We start from the raw sequence: 6,637 nt of genomic DNA on the forward strand, positions 1-6,637 counted from the left end.
ATGGGCTACAAAGAACCGTAGCGCCAACACTATGGACGGATGCCCGCGAGCCTGCGCTAGACGCGCGGAGAGTCGCCCGGGCGACGGAGGTAGGGGTCGTCATCCTCAGGATGTTCCGCACCCTGGTCATCCGCCTGGGCTTCGGGCACCTCGGCGCTCGGTGCTCCCGTCGGTTGTGATTCTGTCTCCGGGCCGGTTTGCGGCGCGGGGACCGCATCGGGCCGGGACTGGCCCTGCGTGTAGCTCTGCGGATCCACACCTTCGGGAAGACGCACCCCGAAGCGGGGCTGTTCGTCCGGACGAGACCCGAAGGTACTGCTGCCCTGACCGCGAGCCTGTTGCCGGGCAGCGCGGCGCTCCTCGGCTCGACGCGCCGACTGCCCGCCGCGGGTGAGATTGCCCGGGAGGTCCGCGAGCGCGCGCGCCGCCTCCGCCGACAGCTCGGAGGCGATGATGGAGTAGCGCGAGGCGACCACCTGGCTGATGGAGGTGAAGTCGCGCCGGCCGCGAGTGACCGCGTAGGCGGCGACCTGGAAGATCATTCCCCAGATGATGCCCATGATGATCGCCGCGATCATCACCGTGCCCGTGCTCTCGCTGGGACCGAACAACGCCATCATGGCGGCGAAGAACAACCCGATCCACAGCCCCGACATGGCGCCGTTGGCCACCGCGCGCCCCCAGCTCATGCGACCGGTGATGCGCTCTACCTGGCGCAGGTCGGTACCGATGATCGCCAGGTGCTGGACGGGGAAACCGGCATCTGACAGCGAGTCGACCGCGTGCTGCGCCTCCGCGTAGGTCGCGAAGGAAGCGACCTCATCACCGCGCGGGATGGTTCCCCGCGCCATGCCGAACGGCGCGGCCTGCGTGGAGAATTGGCTCTGGCTCATGGGCACATCGTCCCACGTAGCTACGGCGCGGGACCACGCTTCATCGAGCGGCGAAAACGTGAGGCGGCACGAACCCCGCCGCGCCGATAGGCTGGCCGTTGTGGAAAACACCAAGACGCGCAGCCCCCTCAGAGTCTTCGTCGCCCGACTCGTGGGCACGACCGTCTTCGATCCCCTCGGCGACGCCGTCGGCAAGGTGCACGACGTCGTGGTGCTCATCCGCCTGCGCGGCCAGCCGCGCGCCGTCGGCATGGTGATCGAGGTGGCGGGCCGGCGTCGCGTTTTTCTACCGCTGTCACGGGTGACTGCGATCGAGCCGGGCGCCGTCATCACCACCGGGCTGGTAAACATCCGCCGCTTCGAGAAGCGCCGCGTGGAGACATTGGTGGTCGGCGAACTGCTGGACCGGGTCGTCACCCTGCGCGACGGCTCCGGGCAGGTGACCATCCGCGACGTCGCCATCGAACGCGACCGCGGCATGGACTGGAAGGTGACCCGCTTGTTCGTGCAGCGGGGCTCCTCCGGGCCACTGGGGCTGCGCCGCGGCGAGACCTTCACCGTGCGTCCCGATGAGGTCACGGGCTTGGCCGGTTCCGCCGATCAGCAGGGGGCCACCGCGCTGTTGGCCACCATGGAGGGGCTCAAGCCCGCCGACCTGGCGGACGTGCTGTCCGACCTGCCACTGGCCCGGCAGCTGGAGGTGGCCGCCGAGCTGTCCGACGAGCGTTTGGCCGACGCGGCCGAGGAGCTATCCGATGACGACGCGGTGGCGCTCCTGTCCGGCCTGGACGCCGCCCGCGCCGCCGACGTGCTGGACGCCATGCAGCCCGACGACGCCGCGGACCTGGTCTCCGCCCTACCGGAATCCATGGCCTCCCAACTCCTGGACCTGATGGAGCCGGAGGAGGCAGAGGACGTGCGCCGCCTGCTGGTCTACGACGAGTACACGGCCGGCGGCCTGATGACCACCGAGCCGATCATCCTGCCGCCGGAGGCCACCGTCGCCACCTTCCTGGCACAGGCCCGCAAGGCCGAGGTGCCGCCGGCGCTGGCCGCTGTCGCCTTCGTGTGCCGCCCGCCGCTGGAGTCGCCCACTGGCCGTTTCCTGGGCATGGTGCACCTCCAGCGGGCCCTGCGCGAACGCCCCCAGCAGTTGCTCGGTTCGGTTTTGGACAAGGACCTGGAGAGCGTGCACGCCAACGACTCCATCGGCACCGTCACACGTCTGCTGGCGACCTACAATCTCACGGCCCTGCCCGTGCTCGACGACGCCGGTCGCCTGCTGGGCGCCGTGTCCGTCGACGACGTGCTTGACCACCTCATGCCCGACGATTGGCGCGAGGCCGACGACGCCATCACCGACGAGATGATTGAGAGGAGCGCCAATGCCTGACCAGCTCGACCAGCCCCTGTCGAAAAACCGTTCCCGGTGGATGCGTTGGACGCATCCCTCCCGCTCCCGTTCAGACGGCTTCGGACGCTTCGCCGAAGCCACGGCGCGTTTTATGGGCTCGCCGAAGTTCGTGCTGTACATGACGGTGTTCGTCGTGGCCTGGATCGCCGCGAACATCCTGCTGGTGAAAATCAACGACGGTGCCGCCTGGGACCCCTATCCCTTCATTCTGCTCAACCTCGCCTTCTCCACGCAGGCCTCCTACTCGGCGCCACTGATCCTGCTGGCACAGAACCGGCAGGACGACCGCGACCGGGTCACCGCCGAGCAGGACCGCCAGCGCGCCGAGCGCAACCTGGAGGACACCGAGTACCTGACCCGGGAGATCGCCTCCCTGCGCCTGGCCATGAACGACGTCGCCACCCGCGACTTCGTGCGCTCGGAGCTGCGCAGCGTGCTGGAGGAACTGCTGGAGGAGGAGCAGCGCACCCGCGAAGAGCTGCATGAGGACCTCAAAGAGGGTGACGACAAGGAACCCGAGCCGGCGGACGGCGCGCCCACGGGGGAGGCGTCGGGAAGGCCGGGGCCGGACGCCGTCGGAGCGCACCCGGATACGGCTAAGGCCGCAGCACCGGCGGCGCAGCAGGATGCGGAAGAGGCCTGACGCCCGCGCATTTCCGCCGTCGGCGTGTGCCTCGCCACCATAACGTCCTGCAGCGGACCGGCCGACGGGTCATAGGATTGCGCCATGACCCTCCCCACCGAAGACGCAGTCCGCGAGGCGCTCGCCCGCGTGATTGACCCCGAGCTGCGCCGTCCGATTACCGACCTCGGCATGGTCGACTCCATCGAGATCGCTGCCGATGGCGTCGTCACCGTCGGAGTGCTGCTGACCGTCGCCGGCTGCCCACTGCGGGACACCATCACCGCGGACGCGCGCAAGGAGGTCGGCGCCCTGGACGGCGTGACCGACGTGCACGTGAACATGGGCGTGATGAACGACGAGCAGCGGGCCGAACTGCGTACCCGCCTGCGCGGCGGCGCTGCCGAACCGGTCATCCCCTTCACCAAGCCCGACAACCTCACGCGCGTCTACGCGGTCACCTCGGGCAAGGGCGGCGTCGGCAAGTCCTCCGTCACCGCCAACCTGGCCGCGGCGATGGCGGCCCAGGGGCTGAACGTCGGGGTCGTCGACGCCGACATCTACGGCTTCTCCATCCCCCGCATGCTGGGCGTGGACCAAGTTCCCACCCAGTTGGACGGCATGATCATTCCGCCCATCGCCCACGGGGTGAAGGTCATCTCCATCGGCATGTTCGTGGAGGACAAGCAGCCGGTCGTCTGGCGCGGCCCCATGTTGCACCGGGCCGTACAGCAGTTCCTCTCCGACGTGTTCTGGGGGGACCTGGACGTGCTGCTGCTGGACCTGCCGCCAGGGACCGGCGACGTGACCATCTCGGTGGCACAGTTGCTGCCGGACGCCGAGATCCTGGTGGTCACCACCCCGCAGACGGCCGCCGCCGAGGTGGCCGAGCGCACCGGATTGATCGCATCACAGACCCATCAGCGGGTCGTCGGCGTGATCGAGAACATGTCCTACCTGCCACAGCCCGATGGGTCGCGCCTGGAGATCTTCGGCTCCGGTGGTGGCCAGGCCGTCTCCGGGTCGCTGACGTCTGCCCTGGGATACGAGGTGCCGCTGCTGGCGCAGCTGCCGCTGGACATCAAGCTGCGCGAGGGCGCGGACGCGGGCATCCCGGCGACCATCGCCGTCGGCGACGGGCCCGCCACCGACTCCCCCGCCGCCTTGCAACTGGCCGGTGTGGCTCGTCAGCTCGGACACCGCGCACGCGGCCTGTCCGGTAAGTCGTTGGGGATCAGCCCGGTCGACGCCGTCGGCTAAGCGGCTGCGCACGTCTTGGTGGCTGTTCGGACCGCCGTCCCTGCTTTGGACCGCCGCAGTGTGCCACGCAGGCGGTCCAAACCGACGTAAGGGGTCCAAACCGAGCATCGCACCGCTCCAACCGGGCGCGAGACGTCACTAGTGCCGGTCTCGGCGTACCATCGCGGCGGGGTGGGACCTTTCAGGCGACGGCGGCGGTTGCCGCCTCGGCGCGGGTGCGGGCGGCTTCGTTGGCGGCGCGCACAATGTCGCGCGGCGAGACCGGGCGTAGGGCCTGCATGGACTCGTCCTCGGGGCCTGCCGCCTCCAGGCTGGAGGGGATGCCGGCGGCAGCCTCTTCCGCGGACGCCTGGGGTTCCTCAGCCACAGCCGCTTCCGCAGCCGGCTCGACGGTGTCTTCCGCATCGGTGACGGACTCTGCCTGGGCTGTGTCAGCCTCGACCGCCTCGGCTGCTTCATCGCCCTCCGCGGTGACTTTGACACCGGTGGTCGGCTGCACCTCGGGGATCTCGGTGGTGACCGTGTCCCCCGCCTCTATCGCGACCCGGGCGGCATCGGCGGTGGTGTCGTCCGTATTCTCGACGCCCTCGTCGGTGACGTCACCCGCATCTGCGGCGGCCGACTCCGCGGCAACAGCGGCAACCGGGGCGACCTGAGGCAGCTCGGCCGTAACCGCCGCAGCCTCCTGCGCCGCCTGCTCCGGATCCTTCTCCCCCGCCTGTGCCGAATCGTCCGATTCTTGCTGTTCGGCGGTCGCCGCCCGAGCGGTGCGCGTCTCCTCGGCCTTTTCCTCGATCATCTTCGACAGCGACTTGGACTTCTTCTGTCCCTTACCGCTCACCGCGGCTGCGGCCTCGTCGCTGGCCTCCTTGGCGGTTTCCATCACCGCCTGGAAGGGATTGGCCAGGTCCCTGCGAATGGCATCGAGGTCCTCGCCCAGCGCGTCGCGCACGATCTTGCGGGGGTCGTAATTGCGCGGGTCCAGGTCGGACAGGTCCAGCTCTCCCAGCTCGGGACCGACCTCCTCGGCGATCTGGGTCTTGGCATTGTCTAAGAACACGCGCAGGCGCCGCACACCCTGGGTCAGCTTGCGGGTGTACTCGGGCAGGCGCTGCGGCCCTACCACAATGACTACTACCAGCAGGAGAACAAAGAACTCCGCACCCGAGATACCCGGCAACATGACGCCAGTATAGGGAAGAGTATGGGCAACCAGGCAGACGGCTGGACGCGCGCCCGCGCCGGACCTGAAACAATGGGCGCACCCCGCGCCGGCATCCCGGCACCGCGGGGCAAAACGACGGCTATGCGGCCCGGTGCCGCGGAAGGGGCATACGGTGGCTGCTGACAAGACACTGAGCTGGTCCTACACGGAAGAGTTCCCGGTCGAGAGCGAACCAATCGCGCAGGCGCGCCTGCGCGGCATCGAGTTCGGCACCGACCCGGTGTCCCCCGCCACCGGCGCGGCGCTGCGCATGCTGGCCGCCGCCGGCGGTGCCAAGTCCGTCGCCGAGGTAGGCACGGGCACGGGCGTTTCCGGCCTGTGGCTGTTGGCCGGCATGGGGGCCGACGGCGTGCTGACCACCATCGACGTCGAGCCGGAGTTCCAGCGCGAGGCCCGCCGCGCCTTCGACGAGGCCGGCTATCCGGGCTCGCACACGCGCATCATTCAGGGCCGGGCCTCCGACGTCATGCCCCGCATGGCCGCCCAGTCCTACGACATGGTGGTGCTCGACGTTCCCCCTCAGGAGGCGGCGGAGCTGGTGGTGCAGGCGGTCCGCATGCTGCGCACGGGTGGTGTCCTGGCGGTTACGCACGCGCTGTGGAACGACCACGTCGCCGACCCGGCACGTCGCGACGCCACTACGGTTGCGGCGCGCGAACTGGGCAAGACGCTGCGGGACGAAGAGGGTCTACTGGCGTCATTGCTGCCGATCGGCGACGGTCTGTTGGTTGCCGTCCGCCGGGCCTAACAGCCTGGCCGGGCGGATCCGCCGGTTTCGGGGTGGCTTGCCGGCGCCTGCTGCCGCGCCGCCCAGAATCCGGTTCAGTACTTTACGGAGGCCAGCGCCTCCTGAAGCTCCTTGATCTCGTCGGGCGTGATCTCAACAACCAGGCGACCGCCGCCTTCGAGCGGCATCCGCATGATGATGGAGCGGCCCTCCTTGACGACCTCGAGCGGCCCGTCGCCGGTCCTGGGCTTCATGGCAGCCATGTGCTCCCCTTTCACTGATGATTCGCGGACTTTTACCGCATCTCCCAGTAACATTCTACGGCATAAAGTCGCTAGTTTGCGCCGAAACGTGGCTGAGTCCACGCCTGCAGGCCTGCCCAGGGCGGGCCGCTAGCGCCCCCTCACAGTGGCCTCACGGCGGGCCGCTAGCGGCCCGCCGCCCGCGTTACTCGGCGGTCCACTCCGACCGGTCGGGGTACGAGTGAGCCCGTTGG

The 6,637-nt window shown here is 69.2% G+C and carries 7 protein-coding genes; 4 read left to right on the forward strand and 3 right to left on the reverse strand.

What is annotated here, in order from left to right; genetic code table 11:
- Window positions 1-56 precede the first annotated feature (56 nt).
- Window positions 57-893, reverse strand: a complete 837-nt coding sequence (locus tag BW737_RS15105) for a YflT domain-containing protein (RefSeq protein ID WP_257210919.1) — start codon at window positions 891-893, stop codon at window positions 57-59.
- A 100-nt stretch (window positions 894-993) separates the two neighbouring features.
- Here BW737_RS15105 and BW737_RS15110 point away from each other — a divergent pair, with 100 nt between their 5' ends.
- The 3 genes from BW737_RS15110 to BW737_RS15120 all read left to right on the forward strand — a co-directional run bounded on the left by BW737_RS15110 (window position 994) and on the right by BW737_RS15120 (window position 4,189).
- A complete protein-coding gene (locus tag BW737_RS15110) occupies window positions 994-2,286 on the forward strand; it encodes a magnesium transporter MgtE N-terminal domain-containing protein (RefSeq protein WP_086614626.1) in 1,293 nt (430 codons plus the stop codon).
- Complete coding sequence (locus BW737_RS15115) at window positions 2,279-2,950, forward strand: DUF1003 domain-containing protein (RefSeq protein ID WP_086614625.1); 672 nt, start codon at window positions 2,279-2,281, stop codon at window positions 2,948-2,950. The genes BW737_RS15110 and BW737_RS15115 overlap by 8 nt, the downstream gene beginning before the upstream one ends.
- Before the next feature lie 84 nt (window positions 2,951-3,034).
- Window positions 3,035-4,189 (forward strand): Mrp/NBP35 family ATP-binding protein, encoded by a 1,155-nt coding sequence (locus tag BW737_RS15120; protein ID WP_086614624.1) that lies wholly within the window; start codon window positions 3,035-3,037, stop codon window positions 4,187-4,189.
- A 181-nt stretch (window positions 4,190-4,370) separates the two neighbouring features.
- On the opposite strand, the gene BW737_RS15125 is transcribed toward BW737_RS15120, so the two are convergent.
- Window positions 4,371-5,372, reverse strand: a complete 1,002-nt coding sequence (locus BW737_RS15125; protein ID WP_338063953.1) for a twin-arginine translocase TatA/TatE family subunit — start codon at window positions 5,370-5,372, stop codon at window positions 4,371-4,373.
- 154 nt (window positions 5,373-5,526) lie between these two features.
- Here BW737_RS15125 and BW737_RS15130 point away from each other — a divergent pair, with 154 nt between their 5' ends.
- Window positions 5,527-6,162: an O-methyltransferase gene (locus BW737_RS15130; RefSeq protein ID WP_086614623.1), complete on the forward strand. Its 636-nt coding sequence runs from the start codon at window positions 5,527-5,529 to the stop codon at window positions 6,160-6,162.
- Between the two features lie 74 nt (window positions 6,163-6,236).
- On the opposite strand, the gene BW737_RS15135 is transcribed toward BW737_RS15130, so the two are convergent.
- Entirely contained in the window at window positions 6,237-6,404 is a 168-nt protein-coding gene (locus BW737_RS15135; RefSeq protein ID WP_073327418.1) for a DUF3117 domain-containing protein, read from the reverse strand.
- Window positions 6,405-6,637: the final 233 nt, after the last annotated feature.

Source organism: Actinomyces ruminis, assembly GCF_002154335.2.
Lineage (GTDB): Bacteria > Actinomycetota > Actinomycetes > Actinomycetales > Actinomycetaceae > Actinomyces > Actinomyces ruminis.

What these genes read in the sequence shown, in the direction of transcription:
- BW737_RS15120 (WP_086614624.1), top strand. Translation starts at nt 3,035, where the DNA reads ATGACCCTCCCCACCGAAGACGCAGTCCGCGAGGCGCTCGCCCGCGTG.
- BW737_RS15125 (WP_338063953.1), bottom strand. Translation starts at nt 5,372, where the DNA reads ATGTTGCCGGGTATCTCGGGTGCGGAGTTCTTTGTTCTCCTGCTGGTA.
- BW737_RS15105 (WP_257210919.1), bottom strand. Translation starts at nt 893, where the DNA reads ATGAGCCAGAGCCAATTCTCCACGCAGGCCGCGCCGTTCGGCATGGCG.
- BW737_RS15135 (WP_073327418.1), bottom strand. Translation starts at nt 6,404, where the DNA reads ATGGCTGCCATGAAGCCCAGGACCGGCGACGGGCCGCTCGAGGTCGTC.
- BW737_RS15115 (WP_086614625.1), top strand. Translation starts at nt 2,279, where the DNA reads ATGCCTGACCAGCTCGACCAGCCCCTGTCGAAAAACCGTTCCCGGTGG.